We start from the raw sequence: 14,526 nt of genomic DNA on the forward strand, positions 1-14,526 counted from the left end.
CCGCTCTTCTAAAACAGAAACGACCGCAGAATAAAGGGGGTGGGGGTGCGGCAGGACGCCGCCACACCTTGGAAAGCTTGAAATTGTTTCATCGAGAACCGTGGCAATCCCCTTCAAGACGTTGCTTTGGAAGGGGATTGACCGATCAGCTTCTCCGGCCAGAGCATTTCCTGTTTTGATTGAATCATCGGAAATGCTCTGTCTCTTTATTTTTACGCATTGCTGCCGGGTGCGTAACCGTCTTTCGATAGAGATGCCAGGTCGCATGCCCAAGGATGGGTATTACTACTGCCAATCCGGCAAACATCGTGGCAAAACCGACGATCAGCATCGCGGTTACGATTGCAGCCCAGAGCAGCGATTCCACGGGGTTGCGCATGACGACACGCAACGATGTCGCAACCGCTGCCGCCGCACCGCAATCCTGATCAAGCAGCATCGGGAAAGTCACAATCGTCGAGCACAGGACCACGATTGCAAAAAGCAATCCGATCCCGCAGCCAGTGAAGATCAGACTACGCCCTTCTTCAGTTGACGATATCTGGTTCATCATCATGGAGAAGCTTTCGGGCGGCATCGGACCGAAATAGTGAACATAGAGGTTCTGGGCCACCAGCAACCATGCGACAAAGATTGCGAAGAGAAAAGCGCCGACAGCCATGATAGACGGCAATGCCGGAGAATGGCTCACATCCAGCGCACGTTTCCACGACGTATCCAACTTCTCTTCACGGCGTCGGCTCATCTCATAAAGCGGCAACGCAGCAATCGGTCCGATCAAAGCAAAACCGGACATCAAAGGGAATAAAAGCGGCAGCGCGTTTGCGTTCGTGCTCCAATAGGTAATGAGCAATCCCGCAAACGGATATATGAGACAAAGAAAAACATAATGCGAAGGCTTTGCCCAGAAATCGTTAAACCCCAGACGCAAGGCATCAAATACATCCGCCATGCGGATACGTTTAACTTCGGGGTAAAAGATCGACTGGTCTCGTCCCGCGATAACATGAAACTGTGCCATGACGCTCCTCCTGCTAGTTAGGCAGTCCTGACGACAAAGGCGGCGGTCAGGACATGGCCTGCACGCAATTTCCGGCTTCCGCACGATTAGCGAATAGATCCGCGCTTCTGTGATAATAATTCATCCGCCAGAGCCTGACGGTCTGCCGATGAGTATACATCGAAAAGATCAACTGCGAAAGAAAAGCGACAACATGCGCTTGAAACGGCTTGAACAAAATCGAGAAATAACACGCTCTCCATGATAACCAGCACTACCGGAAACCACGTGAAAACCAATTTTTTAGATTTTGATCGGAGGATAATGGTGCTGCGAGAGAGGATTGAACTCTCGACCTCTCCCTTACCAAGGGAGTGCTCTACCACTGAGCTACCGCAGCAATCTCTTGAGTGCGGCGGACTTCTGCCACATCGTTACGCAAATCGCAAGCAAGCAATTGCATTTCTTTTCACATAATGTGGAAATCTGCCGAACACGCATTTGAAAGCCGCTTTTCCGGCGCTTTCTCCCGTAGTAAAAGACCGCTATGAGCGAAAATACGACCAACAAAGAGAAACAAACCCAGTCGGACCAGCGCAAAAAGCGCCGGGCCGAGGAGTTGCGCGCGAATCTGATGCGCCGCAAAGCCCAATCCAGATCGCGTCGCGCAGGCGAAGCGGATGAACGAAACGACGGGATCACTGCGGCAAGCGACAATACCGACTGAGCACCACAGCAACAAAGCCTTCCTTGAAGATAGGGGGGCTCTGCGGTAAAAGCTCATTTCTGTCCTTTGCAGCGATATCGTCCCATTGTGATTCGTTTTTGACGTAATTTGGCCGCAAGACTCGTAATTTCATGACGCAGCGCCACCGCGCCACAAGGGCTGCCGGATTTGGCGCAATTTTATCGGGCAAGGCATCGGCCCAGAAGGTGACACAGTATGGATCGCATCAAAATCGTCGGCGGCAACAAGCTCAACGGCATCATCCCAATCTCCGGCGCAAAAAACGCTGCTCTGCCGTTGATGATCGCCTCGCTTCTGACCGACGATACGCTGACGCTCGAAAATGTGCCGCATCTGGCCGACGTCGAACAGTTGATCCGCATCCTCAGCAATCATGGTGTCGATTATTCGGTCAATGGACGCCGCGAGCATCAGGATGGAGCCTATTCGCGTACGATCCATTTCACCGCCCGCAACATCGTCACCACCACAGCACCCTACGAACTCGTGTCCAAGATGCGTGCAAGTTTCTGGGTGATTGCGCCTCTTCTCGCCCGTATGGGTGAAGCCAATGTTTCCCTGCCGGGCGGCTGCGCCATCGGCACGCGTCCGGTCGATCTTCTCCTCGAAGCATTATTAGCTCTTGGAGCCGATATCGAAATCGAAAACGGCTATGCCAAGGCAAAGGCCAGAAATGGTCTCGTCGGAGCGCGCTACAAGTTCCCGAAGGTTTCTGTCGGCGCGACCCATGTCATGCTGATGGCAGCAACGCTCGCAAAGGGCGAAACGATCATCGAAAATGCCGCTCGCGAGCCGGAAGTCGTCAATCTTGCCGACTGCCTCAATGCGATGGGCGCAAAGATCACCGGTGCTGGAACCGGCACCATTCATGTGGAAGGCGTCACCAGCCTTTCCGGCGCGCGGGTCCGCGTCATTCCGGACCGCATTGAAACCGGAACCTATGCCATGGCCGTCGCCATGACGGGCGGCGACGTGCTTCTGGAAGGCGCGCAGGAAAGCCAGCTTTCCGCCGCTCTTGAAACGCTGCGCCAGGCTGGCGCTGAAATCACCGAGACCAATAGCGGCCTGCGTGTGGTGCGTAACGGCCACGGCATCCACCCCGTCGACGTCACGACCGACCCCTTCCCCGGCTTCCCGACCGACTTGCAGGCACAGTTCATGGGCCTGATGACCAAGGCAAAGGGAACTTCACGTATCACGGAAACCATTTTTGAAAATCGTTTCATGCACGTGCAGGAACTGGCACGTCTCGGCGCAAAAATCTCCCTTTCCGGCCAGACTGCAACCGTCGAGGGCGTGGAGCGCCTGAAAGGCGCACAGGTGATGGCAACGGATCTTCGAGCCTCGGTTTCGCTTGTGATCGCTGGGCTCGCCGCGGAGGGCGAAACCTTGGTCAACCGCGTTTATCATCTGGATCGCGGCTTCGAGCGTCTTGAAGAAAAATTGTCCCGTTGCGGCGCGACAGTAGAACGTATCAGTGGCTGATCAGAACAGGCCGGAGTGACATTCAGTGTTCCGGCTTTTTCCTGCGTAGCGTTTGAGATTCCAATTCAAAGGGCGACAGGCTTGAAAAGCCTGTCGATTTTTTTGTTTTGACATGCCAAGTTGATAATCGGCCAAGCGGGCGATTGATTTTCCGCCTGTCGGGAGCTGTTATTGACCAATAATGGGAAAGTGGTGCTGGAGTATGGATATGTTGAAGCTTGTGGCGCTGGATGAGGAGGATTTGCAGGTCCTGTCCGCTCATCTTCAGGACGCAGTTTTGAAAGTATCCGATCTCCAGTACATCGGGAATGAAAAGCGCTTCATCCTGACGGCAAACCGCTTCGTCTGGGAAGAAAGCAAGCCGAAATTCCTGCGCAAGCCGAAATATCAGCGCCGAAAAACGGCCCTGCACTTCAATCGCGTGATTGCAGCCAAGGCCACCGGGATTGACCGCCATAAGCCGGATGAAGTGCTTTCCCTGATGGCCATTCAGTTCACTGCCGGCGAAACACCCGCCGGAACAATAGAACTGACTTTCTCGGCAAATGCGGCTATCCGTCTTGAGGTAGAATGTATCGAAGCGCAAATGACGGACCTTGGCGCGGCATGGGAAACAGAATCGCTTCCTCGCCATAACGTCTGAGAGAAGGTTCTGCACAACCATCTTTCGTCAGCCGGGCACCCAAGTCCGGCAAGCATATTTGAAGGAACAGAAGCGTGGTCAAGACGCTCAGACAAACCGATCCCGATTTCGAGAATAATTTCGAGATATTTCTGGCAGGCAAGCGCGAGGCATCCGAGGATGTCGATCGCGCGGCTCGCGAAATCGTCGACCGCGTGCGCCGGGAAGGCGACAGCGCGCTTATCGACTATTCGCGCCGCTTCGACCGGATCGATCTCGATAAAACCGGCCTCGCGGTCACAGAGGCCGAAATCGACGCGGCTTTCGAAGCGGCTCCGGCATCGACGGTCGAGGCACTGAAGCTTGCCCGTGAGCGCATCGAAAAACACCATGCGCGGCAATTGCCGAAGGATGACCGCTATACGGATGCGCTTGGCGTGGAGCTTGGCTCGCGCTGGACTGCTATCGAGGCTGTGGGGCTTTATGTTCCCGGCGGCACGGCAAGCTATCCCAGTTCTGTCTTGATGAACGCTGTTCCCGCCAAGGTGGCGGGCGTGGAGCGCATCGTCATGGTGGTTCCGGCGCCCGATGGTGTGCTCAATCCACTGGTTCTGGTGGCTGCCCGTCTGGCTGGCGTTTCCGAAATCTACCGTGTTGGCGGCGCGCAGGCTGTTGCGGCGCTTGCCTATGGCACCGAAACCATTCGCCCCGTTGCCAAGATCGTGGGCCCCGGCAACGCCTATGTGGCGGCGGCAAAGCGCATCGTCTTCGGCACGGTCGGCATCGACATGATCGCCGGCCCGTCGGAAGTGCTGGTCATTGCCGACAAGGATAACAATCCCGACTGGATCGCCGCCGACCTCCTCGCCCAAGCGGAGCACGATACAGCGGCGCAATCGATCCTCATGACCAATGATGAAACGCTCGCACAGGCTGTCGAAGAAGCTGTCGAACGGCAGCTTCGCAACCTCCCGCGCGCGCAAACTGCCGCCGCGAGCTGGCGTGATTTCGGCGCGGTTATTCTGGTCGAGGATTTCGAGGCAGCCATTCCGCTTGCCAACCGCATTGCAGCCGAGCACTTGGAAATCGCCACCGCAGATCCGGAAGCCTTGCTGCCAAAAATCCGCAACGCAGGATCGATCTTCATCGGCGGTTATACGCCGGAAGTGATTGGCGATTATGTCGGCGGTTGTAACCACGTTCTGCCGACGGCGCGCTCGGCGCGTTTTTCATCCGGCCTATCCGTTCTCGATTATATGAAGCGCACATCGCTGCTCAAGCTCGGCCCTGACCAACTGCGTGTTCTCGGACCCGCTGCAATCGAGATTGCCCGCGCCGAAGGGCTCGATGCTCACGCGCAGTCTGTCGCCATCCGGTTGAATCTATGAGGTGACATGACTGCCGGTGTTCCAAATGCCCGCCTTGTTGACGTCGAGCTCGATGAGTCCATCGGGCGTTCGACGCCTGACGTCGAGCATGAGCGTGCGGTGGCCATTTTTGACCTCATCGAAGAAAACTCGTTCCATCCCATCGGAGACGATACGGGTGGGCCATACCGGCTGAAACTTTCACTGATGGAATCACGGCTGATCTTCGCTATTGCACGGGAAACAGGCGAAGACGTCGCGACCCATATCCTCTCCCTCACGCCTTTGCGTCGTGTGGTGCGTGATTATTTCATGATTTGCGAAAGCTATTATCAGGCGATCCGATCCGCGACCCCAAGCAAGATCGAAGCAATCGACATGGGACGGCGCGGCCTGCACAATGAAGGATCGCAAACGCTGCAGGCCCGGCTAAAAGGTAAGATCGAGGTTGATTTCAACACGGCACGGCGGCTTTTCACACTTGTCTGCGTTTTGCACTGGAGAGGCTGATCATTGATGGTCATCACCGATGCCCCCTCGACAAGTGTGAATACCGATGACAACGAAGATCATAAACAGCGCTTGCCAAAATCGCTGCTTTTCGTCTGCGGCAAGAATGCAATTCGTTCGCCCATGGCGGAATTACTGGCAAGAAAAGCCCTGCCACCCAATATTTATGTAGCGTCGGCAGGCGTGATGCGAGGCGAACGCGATCCGTTTGTCGATGCCGTCCTTCAGGAAGAGGGCCTATCACTCGATAACCGGCAGCCGCGCGGCCTCGAAGAACTGGCGGACGGTTATTTCGACCTGATCGTAACGCTGACACCGCTTGCCCATCATACTGTGCTGGAACGCATGCGGGGTTTCTCGGTTGATGTCGAATATTGGCCGACGCCGGACCCCACGCTTGTAACGGGCAGCAGGGGGCAGCTCTTGGCGGCATATCGCGATGTGCGGGACCGTCTGAAGCGGCAAATCACGCAGCGTTTCCATAAGCAATAAGTTCGCGGAATTCCGTTGTTCACAAATGCCGCCTAATCATATAGGTTCCGCGCAAATTCAGACCTAAAGACCGCTTGAGAGCGGCATTTTACCAAAGAAAGAAACAGGTATCGCATGGCGAAAGAAGAAGTCCTCGAATTTCCGGGTGTTGTTACGGAACTGCTGCCCAATGCTATGTTCCGCGTGAAGCTCGAAAATGAACATGAAATCATCGCCCATACGGCAGGCCGTATGCGCAAGAATCGCATCCGCGTTCTGGCCGGTGACAAGGTTCTGGTTGAGATGACCCCTTACGATCTGACCAAGGGCCGCATCACCTACCGCTTCAAGTAAGCAGTCCGTTCCCGTTCCAGGAAATGTCTATTCGATGAGCGCGCAACACAAGCTGGTTCTTGCCTCCGGTTCTCCACGCAGGATCGAGCTTCTGAGGCAGGCAGGCATCGAACCGGACCATATTTATCCGGCTGATATAGATGAAACGCCGCAGCGTGGCGAACATCCGCGCTCGCTGGCGAAACGTCTGTCGCGGGAAAAGGCGCGCAAGGCGCAGGAGCAATTGAAGGACGATGCGAGTTTCGCGGGTGCCTTCATTCTTGCAGCCGACACTGTTGTGGCGGTTGGCCGTCGCATTCTCCCCAAAGCGGAGATTGCCGACGAAGCAAGGGAATGCCTGCGTCTGCTTTCGGGGCGCACGCACAAGGTCTTCACCGGGGTGAGTCTTGTCCTGCCGAACGGGAACTTGCGCCAGACGCTGGTTGAAACACGGCTGCGTTTCGAGCGGCTGTCCCGAAAACAGATGGATGCCTATCTTTCATCCGGTGAATGGCGGGGCAAGGCGGGCGGCTATGCTATTCAGGGACTGGCGGGCAGTTTTGTCGTGAAGCTGGTCGGTTCCTATACCAATGTGGTGGGGCTGCCGCTGCAGGAGGCCATAAGCCTGCTGAGCGACGTCGACTATCCGGTTTATGCTAACTGGAATAGCGGGAAAGTCTGAGAACAGATATGAGCGACAAGAAGGACATATCAGCAGCAGCGGGCGCCCGCGTGACGCCCTTGCGTCCGACGCGCCCCTGCCCGGAATGCGGAAAGCCTTCATCACGCGAATCCTATCCGTTCTGTTCGCCGCGCTGCAAAAGCATCGACCTCAATCGCTGGCTGTCGGGCAGCTATGTCTTGCCGGGAAAGCCGCTTGATGAAGAGGAAGAAGAGGGAAACTAGACGGTTTCAAAGCATCTTCTTGCAATAAAATCAGCTATTTATCGAAACTGTGAGAAAAGCTGATAAAAATTGCGATACGGTGCTGGACAGCGCGGAATTTAATGCTATAACCCACCCACTTCCGGCGGGAACCAACACCGCCTCGAACAAGCAAATGCTTGTTACGGATGCCCGGATAGCTCAGTTGGTAGAGCAGCGGATTGAAAATCCGCGTGTCGGTGGTTCGAATCCGCCTCCGGGCACCATTCAGTTTTCTACAGCCTCCAATGATGATGTTTGTTGATCAGATTTGTGCGCTCTTTATTCTGGAGCTTCTCCAGTTAAAGCGAAGTCGCTGAACAGCTCTGTTGCGTTTTGTTAGGTCTCATCTATGCAAAACTGTTTCCAATATGCGCTGACAACATGAACGTGCTCGAATATTGACCTGACGGTTTTCCTCTGCAAGGACTGGTCATTCGACAAATTCTTATTCAAGCACTTCACCCAGCGAGGAAATATCCATGCTCTGGACGTTGTTCGGCATCCTTTCCGGTGCCTGTATTGCTATTCAGGCTCCCATCAATGCGGCATTGGCTCGCGGGTTGGGATCGCCGGTAACGGCGGCTGCAATTTCATTTCTGTCCGGCGCCGTCATCCTTGCCATTATTGCCGGAATTACAGCGCGCGCGACGGGTGCAATGCCAGCCTTCAATGTTCCTGCGGGCTGGCTCTTTGTCGTGGGCGGTGCGCTTGGCTGTATCTATGTGACCGCATCGGTGTTGCTGACGCCACGCATCGGGGCTGCTGCCGTGATGGGGCTTGCTGTTGCTGGACAATTGATGGCCGGGCTGGCTGCCGACCGTATCGGCTTCATGGGCGTTGCCGTGCGTGAAATCACTGCGGGACGCGTCGCCGGTGCCGTTTTGCTGCTGACCGGCGCGCTCATGATCCGCTTTCTGTAAAGCAAAAAGCCGCGCTTTTCGGCGCGGCCTTTCTGCATTTGAATATGATGGCTCTCAACCCTTGAACGTATAGTCCGCAATCGACTGCGGCTTCATTTCAATCGAGAAGCCCGGCAGAGACGGCGGCATATAGGCCGCGTTCCTGATGACGCACGGGTCGACGAAATGCTCGTGCAGATGATCGACATATTCGATCACGCGGCCTTCCTTGGTGCCCGAAACGACCAGATAATCGATCATCGACAGATGCTGCACATATTCGCACAGGCCAACGCCACCCGCATGCGGCCAGACCGGCTTGCCGAACTTGGCAGCGATCAGCAACACAGCCAGAACTTCATTCAGACCGCCCATGCGGCAGGAATCGATCTGCACGATGTCGATAGCGCCTTCCGCGATGAACTGCTTGAACATGATGCGGTTCTGGCACATTTCGCCGGTCGCAACCTTCACGTCACCAATGGCTTCGCGAATCTTGCGATGGCCTGCCACATCGTCGGGGCTGGTCGGTTCTTCGATGAAGAACGGCTTGGAAAAGGCAAGCTTGTTGACCCATTCGATGGCCTGATCGACTTCCCATACCTGATTGGCGTCGATCATCAGATAACGATCCGGGCCGATCACTTCGCGCGCGATGGTCAGGCGACGGATATCGTCTTCGAGATCGCGGCCGACCTTCATCTTGACGTGGTCGAAACCTTCATCGATGGCTTCCTGGCAAAGACGGCGCAGCTTGTCGTCGTCATAGCCGAGCCAGCCAGCCGAGGTCGTATAGCAGGCGTAACCTTCCGCTTCGAGCGTGGCGATACGTTCCGCCTTACCGGCTTCCGCCTTGCGCAGGATCGCGACGGCTTCGTCACGCGTCAGCGCATCGGTGAGATAGCGATAATCGACAATGTCGGCGATTTCTTCGGGCGACATGTCGGCCACAAGCCGCCATACCGGCTTGCCAGCCTGCTTTGCAGCCAGGTCCCAGAAGGCGTTGACGACGGCACCGGTGGCCAGATGCATGGCGCCCTTGTCCGGGCCGATCCAGCGCAGCTGGCTGTCGCCGGTCAGGTAGCGCCAGAACTTGCCGGGAGCCGCGCGGAAATCTTCCAGCGAAGCGCCCACGACCAGATGACGCATGGCGAGAATCGCCTGACAGCAAATGTCGTTGCCGCGTCCAATGGTGAAGGTAAGGCCGTGGCCCTTCAGCGACGCATCATCCGTATCGAGGATGACATAGGCCGCCGAGTAATCCGGGTCCGGGTTCATGGCATCCGAGCCGTCCAGACTTTGCGAAGTCGGGAAACGCAGATCGAAGACGCGCAGGTCAGTGATTTTCGTCATGATATATCCGTGATCAGGGTATGATCCCAAAAGGCGGCAAGCGGTTTTGGGATCATGCTTAAAGAGCCTAGATGTCAGCGCGTACGTTCTGCTTCTGCGAACCAAGGCCTTCAATGCCCAGTTCGACAACGTCGCCAGCCTTGAGGTAGCGCGGCGGCTTCATGCCCATGCCGACGCCGGGAGGCGTACCGGTGGATATGATATCGCCCGGCTGAAGCGACATGAACTGCGAGAGATAGGAAACGAGGTGGCGAACACCGTAAACCATGGTCTTGGTCGAGCCGTCCTGCATGGTTTCACCATTGACGGTGAGCCACATTTTGAGATTCTGCGGGTCGGCAACTTCGTCCTTCGTCACCAGCCATGGACCGGTCGGGCCAAACGTGTCGCAGGACTTGCCCTTGGTCCACTGACCGGCGCGCTCGATCTGGAAAGCGCGTTCGGAAACGTCATGCAGCGTGCAGTAGCCGGCGACATAATCCAGCGCGTCTTCTTCCGAGACATATTTCGCGGTCTTGCCGATGACGATGCCAAGCTCTACTTCCCAGTCGGTCTTTTCAGAGCCGCGCGGGATGAGCAGGTCATCATTGGGGCCGACAATGGCGGATGTGGCCTTCATGAAGATGACCGGCTCCGGCGGCACGGCCATGCCGGATTCGGCAGCGTGATCGGCATAGTTGAGGCCGATGCAGATGAACTTGCCGGTGCCTGAAACGCACGGGCCAAGGCGCGGATTGCCTTCGACCTTCGGCAGCGAATTGATGTCGATTGCGCCAAGCTTGGCCAGCGCATCGGGGGCAAGGGCCGCACCGGAAAGATCGCCTACATGGGCGGAAAGATCGCGGATTGCGCCATCGGCATCGAGAATGCCAGGCTTTTCCTGACCGGCTTCACCGTAACGAAGAAATTTCATGAGTTTACTCCTTTAAAGGGATGAAAGATGGGGCTGAGGGTGGTTGAGATTCTGGCTATGACGTGCCGAAAATGGTGTTTTTCGAGAACCGGAGCGGAGTGTACTTAAAGGTACATGAGCCTAGGCAAGCGAAGAAAAATGCCATTTGCAGGCCGCCAGAGCCTGAATATCGACTGCCCTAAATCGTCCAGCCTCCATCAATGTTGTAAGCTTGTCCGGTCGTATAGGTCGCGCCAGCGAGATAGACCGCGAGATCGGCGATTTCTTCCGGCTGACCGATGCGGCCAATCGGCTGACGGGCGATGAAGGCTGCGCGCTGTTCTTCATAATCGCCCTGCGAACGCAGACGATCCTGCAAGGACGGGCTTTCAACCGTGCCGGGGCAAATGGCGTTGCAGCGAATGCCCTTGGTAATATAGTCGGCAGCAACAGCCTTGGTCAGACCAATGACAGCGGCCTTGGTGACGCCATAGGCAAAGCGGTTCGGCACACCCTTCACGCTCGACGCGACGGACGCCATGTTGACGATAGAACCGTCCTTGCGTTCCAGCATGCCCGGCAGCACGGCGCGGATGGTACGGATCATCGAACGAATGTTGAGATTGACGGCGAAGTCGAGGTCTTCGTCCTTCATTTCGAGGATGGAGCCGCCATGGACCACGCCTGCGCAGTTGAACAGGATGTCCACCTGGCCGATCTCAGCGACAAGCGACTTCACCTCAGCCTCGTCAAGCACGTTGAGCTTGCGGGTGATGATGCCGTTGACACCTTCGATTTCCTTGAGAGCATCCATGTTGATGTCAGTCGCATAGACCTTGGCACCCGCTTCCGCGAAAGCCAGCGCGCTGGCGCGGCCTATGCCTTGTGCTGCGGCTGTCACCAGCGCGGTTTTTCCATCAAAGCGTATCGTCATGTTCAAGCCTTCCGTTCGACAAGCAGGATGTGGTCGCAAGCGAGCACCACTTCATCCCGCTGATTAAGCACTTCGCACCGCTCCGTCACGCGTCCCATATTGGCGCGCTTGGGATCGTCTTCCTTCGCACTGATCGTAACCCGCGTGCGGATCGTATCTCCAATATGTACCGGACGAATAAACCGCAGACGATCATAACCATAGGAAAATGCAACCGGATTGATCAGCGTCGCGGTCAATCCGACACCGATTGCAAAAATCATCGTGCCATGCGCAATGCGTTGACCGCCCGGCAGGATCTTGGCGAATTCCGCATCCATATGATGCGGGAAGAAATCGCCCGTATGGCCGGCGTGAACCACGAAATCGGTTTCGGTGATCGTGCGGCCTGAGGTTAGGCGCACATGGTTCATTTCATAGTCTTCGTAGTAGATTTTCTGTTCGGCCATGATCAGACCTCCGGTTTTGCGGCAAGCGGCGTGGCGGGGGCTGCGCTCGACTGATAGGCCGCTTCGACCAGCGCCATGGTGTGCCAGGCATCTTCGACCGAGCCGATCAGCTCTGCATCTTCGCCGGTCGCGAAGCGCTGCAACTGCGCCATGCGGTTCAAGAATGCGTCCGGGAACCAGGCACCTTCGAGCGGCACGGAAACCCAATCGTCACCGCCCTTGGGCTTGATCCAGAGTTCGTCCGGCTCGCCACGCGGATAATCGAGATTGACGCCAAGTTTCACATAGGCAGCGCCCTCGGTGCCGCAGATGCGAAACTCGCAAGCCTGAAACTTGCGGCCGAAATCATGGTCGTGATTGACCGACAGAGCACAACGCACACGATCGCCATAATCGAGAATCGCTGCGGTGCGGGTCTGTGCAACTTCATGGTTCGGATGGCCGATGGTCTTGGCGTGAACGCCTTGCGGATTGCCAAGCAAACCACGCACGAAATCCAGATAATGGATCGAGTGCATGGCGATTTCGATACGCGGCAAACCTTTGAGGAAAGGCCACAGTCCCCAAGGGGTCGCAAGCGCCAGCCATGCGTCGAAATCCACGACTTCGCCCAGCCAGCCCTTATCGACCGCGTCGTAAAGGGCGAGCATCATCGGCGCGAAACGCAGCTGGAAATTCACCGCTGCTTTCAGATTGCGCGCGCGGCAGACTTTTAGAATTTCCGTTGCCGCGGCCAGATCGCTGCCCATCGGCTTCTGGATCAGAACCGCCGCACCTTCCGGCAATTGCGCGAGGATCGAAGCATGGGCTGAAGGCGGCGTAGCAAGATCGAAGATCGCGCCTTCGACGGCAATCGCTTCCTCAGCGCTGGCAAAAGCCTTGATGCCCCACTGGTCGGCAAGCTCTTTAGCCTTGTCCAGATTGGGATCAAAAATGCCGGCAACCGGAAAGCCGCCCTTCTTATAGGCGGGCAGATGCGCGTCGCCGACAATGCTGCCCGCGCCGAAAATCACGATTGGTTTCGGTGTGCTCGGCTTCGGCCACCATTGACGCAGGGTTTTCGGATCAAAGAGCTCAGTCATGATGAAACACCTCCTCCATCATCGCCCACCACTCACCCTCTTTACGGGTTTCAAGTGGTTTCTGGCACGGCATGCAGACGGACCACCATTCCTGATTTTTCGGGTTATCGGCCATCTTCTTCATGTCGGCTTCAAAATCGGTGCCGACATAGTCCCATGTGCCGAACAGCAGGTTCTCCGGCTCTTTGAGAAAGATCGTGTAATTGGTGATGTTGCATTCCGAGATGAGCGCCAGAATTTCCGGCCACACGGCAGCGTGCAGCTTCTTATATTCTGCGATCTTTTCAGGCTGAAGCCCGATCACCATGCCCATTCTTTGTTTCTGGCTTTGAACCATTACGCCCTCACGATCTCGCGGGTGAATTCCGAAATCGACCGGGCGCGCACGGCGTCCCAATCCCACTCGATACCGATGCCCAGCTCGGACGGCGCAATGGCGTGGCCATCGCGAATTTCCATGCCCTTGGTGGTCAGGTCATCAAGCTGCGGGATATATTCCACATAGCGCCCGTTCTGCACGGCACAGGTGAGGCTGACATGCAGCTCCATCAGGAAATGCGGGCAAACCGGAATGTCGAAGGCTTCTGCGGCGTGCGCCACTTTGAGCCATGGCGTGATGCCGCCGATGCGCGCCACATCCACCTGTACGATGGAGCAAGCGCCCTTCTGCATATATTCGCGGAAATGGCGGATCGAATAGATCGATTCACCCACCGCAATCGGTGTCGGTGTGGAGCGGGTCAGGCGGATATGACCGTCGAGATCGTCAGCCGGAAGCGGCTCTTCGATCCATGCCAGATCAAGTTCCTTCAGGCGCTCGGCGCGACGGATTGCTTCATCCACCGTAAAGCCCTGATTGCAATCGGTCATGATTTCAAAGCCGTCACCAACGGCTGCACGAACGGCAGAAAGACGCGCATAATCTTCCGAACCATGCGGCTTGCCGATCTTCACCTTGGAGCCGGAGAAGCCCTTGGCCTTGGCGGCAAGCGCATCCTCGACCAGCGCTTCTTTCTCGATATGCAGCCAGCCACCTTCGGTCGTGTAAAGCGGACAGCGATCCTTGGCACCGCCCGCAAGTTTCCACAGCGGTAGGTTCTGCTTCTTCGCACGCAAGTCCCACAATGCCGTGTCGATGGCCGCAAGCGCCAAAGCCGTGATCGGCCCGATAGTCGTGGCGTGGGTTGCAAATTCGAGCTTACGCCAGATCGCCTCGATGCAATCTGCTTCCTCATTCAGGATAAGCGGCACCAAATGGTCGTTCAATAGCCGCATGACGGATGAGCCGCCCGTGCCGATGGTGTAGCTGTAGCCCGTCCCCACCGCCCCATCACTGTCGGTGATGGTGACAATCGGCGTTTCCTGGCTCACAAAGCTCTGGATCGCGTCGGTGCGCTTGACCTTCGGCGGAAGGTCGACCATGCGCAGTTCGACTTTTTCAATACGCGCCATGT

At 56.5% G+C, this 14,526-nt stretch carries 18 protein-coding genes and 2 tRNA genes; 11 read left to right on the forward strand and 9 right to left on the reverse strand.

Going from position 1 to position 14,526, the window contains the following annotated elements; all coding sequences use genetic code 11:
• Nucleotides 1-184: 184 nt before the first annotated feature.
• Together JNC70_RS02040 and JNC70_RS02045 are read right to left on the reverse strand one after the other, a co-directional pair.
• Nucleotides 185-1,021 carry a DUF2189 domain-containing protein gene (locus tag JNC70_RS02040; protein WP_104754642.1) on the reverse strand — a complete coding sequence of 279 codons (837 nt, stop codon included), beginning with the start codon at nt 1,019-1,021 and terminating at the stop codon, nt 185-187.
• A 304-nt stretch (nt 1,022-1,325) separates the two neighbouring features.
• Nucleotides 1,326-1,400: transfer RNA gene (locus JNC70_RS02045), tRNA-Thr, on the reverse strand.
• A 147-nt stretch (nt 1,401-1,547) separates the two neighbouring features.
• On the opposite strand from JNC70_RS02045, the gene JNC70_RS02050 reads away from it, so the two are divergent.
• The 11 genes from JNC70_RS02050 to JNC70_RS02100 all read left to right on the forward strand — a co-directional run bounded on the left by JNC70_RS02050 (nt 1,548) and on the right by JNC70_RS02100 (nt 8,383).
• The gene (locus JNC70_RS02050; RefSeq protein ID WP_104754643.1) at nt 1,548-1,727 is read left to right on the forward strand and encodes a hypothetical protein; all 180 of its coding nucleotides are present in this window, start codon (nt 1,548-1,550) and stop codon (nt 1,725-1,727) included.
• A gap of 216 nt (nt 1,728-1,943) precedes the next feature.
• Complete coding sequence (gene murA / locus JNC70_RS02055; RefSeq protein ID WP_104754644.1) at nt 1,944-3,233, forward strand: UDP-N-acetylglucosamine 1-carboxyvinyltransferase; 1,290 nt, start codon at nt 1,944-1,946, stop codon at nt 3,231-3,233.
• Nucleotides 3,234-3,435: 202 nt separating this feature from the next.
• Nucleotides 3,436-3,876: a DUF2948 family protein gene (locus JNC70_RS02060; protein ID WP_104754645.1), complete on the forward strand. Its 441-nt coding sequence runs from the start codon at nt 3,436-3,438 to the stop codon at nt 3,874-3,876.
• A gap of 74 nt (nt 3,877-3,950) precedes the next feature.
• The gene (hisD, locus tag JNC70_RS02065; RefSeq protein WP_104754646.1) at nt 3,951-5,243 is read left to right on the forward strand and encodes a histidinol dehydrogenase; all 1,293 of its coding nucleotides are present in this window, start codon (nt 3,951-3,953) and stop codon (nt 5,241-5,243) included.
• A gap of 6 nt (nt 5,244-5,249) precedes the next feature.
• Nucleotides 5,250-5,732, forward strand: a complete 483-nt coding sequence (locus JNC70_RS02070) for a UPF0262 family protein (protein ID WP_104754647.1) — start codon at nt 5,250-5,252, stop codon at nt 5,730-5,732.
• 6 nt (nt 5,733-5,738) lie between these two features.
• Nucleotides 5,739-6,224 carry an arsenate-mycothiol transferase ArsC gene (locus JNC70_RS02075; protein ID WP_104754648.1) on the forward strand — a complete coding sequence of 162 codons (486 nt, stop codon included), beginning with the start codon at nt 5,739-5,741 and terminating at the stop codon, nt 6,222-6,224.
• Nucleotides 6,225-6,338: 114 nt separating this feature from the next.
• A complete protein-coding gene (gene infA / locus JNC70_RS02080) occupies nt 6,339-6,557 on the forward strand; it encodes a translation initiation factor IF-1 (protein WP_002965531.1) in 219 nt (72 codons plus the stop codon).
• A 34-nt stretch (nt 6,558-6,591) separates the two neighbouring features.
• Complete coding sequence (locus tag JNC70_RS02085) at nt 6,592-7,218, forward strand: Maf-like protein (RefSeq protein ID WP_104754649.1); 627 nt, start codon at nt 6,592-6,594, stop codon at nt 7,216-7,218.
• Nucleotides 7,219-7,226: 8 nt separating this feature from the next.
• The gene (gene yacG / locus JNC70_RS02090) at nt 7,227-7,442 is read left to right on the forward strand and encodes a DNA gyrase inhibitor YacG (protein WP_104754650.1); all 216 of its coding nucleotides are present in this window, start codon (nt 7,227-7,229) and stop codon (nt 7,440-7,442) included.
• Nucleotides 7,443-7,611: 169 nt separating this feature from the next.
• A tRNA-Phe gene (locus JNC70_RS02095) sits at nt 7,612-7,687 on the forward strand.
• A 255-nt stretch (nt 7,688-7,942) separates the two neighbouring features.
• Nucleotides 7,943-8,383, forward strand: coding sequence for a DMT family transporter (locus JNC70_RS02100; protein WP_104754651.1), 441 nt, complete (start codon nt 7,943-7,945; stop codon nt 8,381-8,383).
• Between the two features lie 54 nt (nt 8,384-8,437).
• Here JNC70_RS02100 and JNC70_RS02105 read toward each other — a convergent pair whose 3' ends face one another.
• The 7 genes from JNC70_RS02105 to JNC70_RS02135 all read right to left on the reverse strand — a co-directional run bounded on the left by JNC70_RS02105 (nt 8,438) and on the right by JNC70_RS02135 (nt 14,524).
• Nucleotides 8,438-9,715, reverse strand: coding sequence for an L-fuconate dehydratase (locus JNC70_RS02105; protein ID WP_104754652.1), 1,278 nt, complete (start codon nt 9,713-9,715; stop codon nt 8,438-8,440).
• A 67-nt stretch (nt 9,716-9,782) separates the two neighbouring features.
• Complete coding sequence (locus tag JNC70_RS02110) at nt 9,783-10,628, reverse strand: fumarylacetoacetate hydrolase family protein (protein WP_104754653.1); 846 nt, start codon at nt 10,626-10,628, stop codon at nt 9,783-9,785.
• A 178-nt stretch (nt 10,629-10,806) separates the two neighbouring features.
• Entirely contained in the window at nt 10,807-11,541 is a 735-nt protein-coding gene (locus JNC70_RS02115; RefSeq protein WP_104754654.1) for an SDR family oxidoreductase, read from the reverse strand.
• Between the two features lie 2 nt (nt 11,542-11,543).
• Complete coding sequence (locus JNC70_RS02120; protein WP_104754655.1) at nt 11,544-11,990, reverse strand: MaoC/PaaZ C-terminal domain-containing protein; 447 nt, start codon at nt 11,988-11,990, stop codon at nt 11,544-11,546.
• Nucleotides 11,991-11,992: 2 nt separating this feature from the next.
• Nucleotides 11,993-13,072 carry a Gfo/Idh/MocA family protein gene (locus JNC70_RS02125; RefSeq protein ID WP_104754656.1) on the reverse strand — a complete coding sequence of 360 codons (1,080 nt, stop codon included), beginning with the start codon at nt 13,070-13,072 and terminating at the stop codon, nt 11,993-11,995.
• Nucleotides 13,065-13,409: an L-rhamnose mutarotase gene (locus JNC70_RS02130; RefSeq protein ID WP_104754657.1), complete on the reverse strand. Its 345-nt coding sequence runs from the start codon at nt 13,407-13,409 to the stop codon at nt 13,065-13,067. Before JNC70_RS02130 ends, JNC70_RS02125 begins: the two co-directional genes overlap by 8 nt.
• A complete protein-coding gene (locus JNC70_RS02135) occupies nt 13,409-14,524 on the reverse strand; it encodes a mandelate racemase/muconate lactonizing enzyme family protein (RefSeq protein ID WP_374788538.1) in 1,116 nt (371 codons plus the stop codon). The genes JNC70_RS02130 and JNC70_RS02135 overlap by 1 nt, the downstream gene beginning before the upstream one ends.
• Between the last annotated feature and the right edge of the window lie 2 nt (nt 14,525-14,526).

The sequence above is a fragment of the Brucella oryzae genome (assembly GCF_041929965.1).
Classification (GTDB): Bacteria; Pseudomonadota; Alphaproteobacteria; order Rhizobiales; family Rhizobiaceae; genus Brucella; species Brucella oryzae.

Excerpts from the sequence above, each read along its gene's own strand:
- JNC70_RS02100 (WP_104754651.1), top strand. The coding sequence starts at position 7,943 with ATGCTCTGGACGTTGTTCGGCATCCTTTCCGGTGCCTGTATTGCTATT.
- JNC70_RS02130 (WP_104754657.1), bottom strand. The coding sequence starts at position 13,409 with ATGGTTCAAAGCCAGAAACAAAGAATGGGCATGGTGATCGGGCTTCAG.
- JNC70_RS02075 (WP_104754648.1), top strand. The coding sequence starts at position 5,739 with ATGGTCATCACCGATGCCCCCTCGACAAGTGTGAATACCGATGACAAC.
- JNC70_RS02085 (WP_104754649.1), top strand. The coding sequence starts at position 6,592 with ATGAGCGCGCAACACAAGCTGGTTCTTGCCTCCGGTTCTCCACGCAGG.
- JNC70_RS02070 (WP_104754647.1), top strand. The coding sequence starts at position 5,250 with ATGACTGCCGGTGTTCCAAATGCCCGCCTTGTTGACGTCGAGCTCGAT.
- JNC70_RS02115 (WP_104754654.1), bottom strand. The coding sequence starts at position 11,541 with ATGACGATACGCTTTGATGGAAAAACCGCGCTGGTGACAGCCGCAGCA.
- JNC70_RS02050 (WP_104754643.1), top strand. The coding sequence starts at position 1,548 with ATGAGCGAAAATACGACCAACAAAGAGAAACAAACCCAGTCGGACCAG.
- JNC70_RS02120 (WP_104754655.1), bottom strand. The coding sequence starts at position 11,990 with ATGGCCGAACAGAAAATCTACTACGAAGACTATGAAATGAACCATGTG.
- yacG (WP_104754650.1), top strand. The coding sequence starts at position 7,227 with ATGAGCGACAAGAAGGACATATCAGCAGCAGCGGGCGCCCGCGTGACG.
- JNC70_RS02110 (WP_104754653.1), bottom strand. The coding sequence starts at position 10,628 with ATGAAATTTCTTCGTTACGGTGAAGCCGGTCAGGAAAAGCCTGGCATT.
- JNC70_RS02135 (WP_374788538.1), bottom strand. The coding sequence starts at position 14,524 with ATGGCGCGTATTGAAAAAGTCGAACTGCGCATGGTCGACCTTCCGCCG.
- JNC70_RS02105 (WP_104754652.1), bottom strand. The coding sequence starts at position 9,715 with ATGACGAAAATCACTGACCTGCGCGTCTTCGATCTGCGTTTCCCGACT.
- JNC70_RS02040 (WP_104754642.1), bottom strand. The coding sequence starts at position 1,021 with ATGGCACAGTTTCATGTTATCGCGGGACGAGACCAGTCGATCTTTTAC.
- infA (WP_002965531.1), top strand. The coding sequence starts at position 6,339 with ATGGCGAAAGAAGAAGTCCTCGAATTTCCGGGTGTTGTTACGGAACTG.
- murA (WP_104754644.1), top strand. The coding sequence starts at position 1,944 with ATGGATCGCATCAAAATCGTCGGCGGCAACAAGCTCAACGGCATCATC.
- JNC70_RS02060 (WP_104754645.1), top strand. The coding sequence starts at position 3,436 with ATGGATATGTTGAAGCTTGTGGCGCTGGATGAGGAGGATTTGCAGGTC.
- JNC70_RS02125 (WP_104754656.1), bottom strand. The coding sequence starts at position 13,072 with ATGACTGAGCTCTTTGATCCGAAAACCCTGCGTCAATGGTGGCCGAAG.